The sequence below is a fragment of the Pseudoxanthomonas mexicana genome (genome assembly GCF_001556105.1).
In the GTDB taxonomy this organism is placed as follows: Bacteria; Pseudomonadota; Gammaproteobacteria; order Xanthomonadales; family Xanthomonadaceae; genus Pseudoxanthomonas_A; species Pseudoxanthomonas_A mexicana_A.
This window is the reverse complement of the sequence record NZ_LSIF01000013.1, coordinates 1-599: the sequence shown is the minus strand read 5'-3', so window position 1 is coordinate 599 and position 599 is coordinate 1. Positions and strand designations below refer to the sequence as shown.

Sequence of the window (599 nt, the reverse complement as noted above, 5' to 3'; positions counted from 1 at the left end):
CCACACCCACCGTGAAGTTCGCGCTGCTCGCCGTCTTCAGCAGCGTCAGCTGCGGACGGTTGACCGGCGTGGTCACCGTGCTCGTGCAACGCGCATTGGCCGGACACGTGGCATCACCACCGCCGGTGACCGTCGCCGTGTTGACCACGCTCGCCGCGGCTGCCGTGGTCGGCGTCACCGGGATCACGAAGCTGGTCGTGGCGTTGACCGCCAGGCCGGCAGCCACGGTGCACGTCACCGTCTGGCCGGAGACAGTACAGCCGGCCGGCAGCGTGCCGATCGTCAGGCCCGTCGGGATCGCATCGCTGATCGTGGCGGCCGCCGTGGTCGCCGTCGTACCCGTGTTCTGCACCGACAGCGTGTAGCTGGCGGCCGTGCCCACCGTGAAGCTGGCCGCACTGGCCGTCTTGGTCAGCGTCAGCTGCGAGGACACCACCGGCGTGGTCACGGTGCTGGTGCAGCGCGTATTGGCCGGGCAAGTGCTGTCGCCGCCACCGGAGACCGTGGCGCTATTGCTCAGCGTGGTGCCGTTGACGCTGGCTTGCGGCGTCACCGGGATCACCAAGCTGGTGTTGGCGCCGGCCGCCAGGCCTGCGGCC

General features: G+C 70.3%; 1 protein-coding gene. It reads right to left on the bottom strand.

Features of this window, described 5'->3' with window-relative positions; genetic code table 11:
- Positions 1-599, bottom strand: a 599-nt coding sequence (locus AX730_RS01845) for a DUF11 domain-containing protein (protein WP_198146966.1), incomplete at both ends; no start/stop codon positions are given.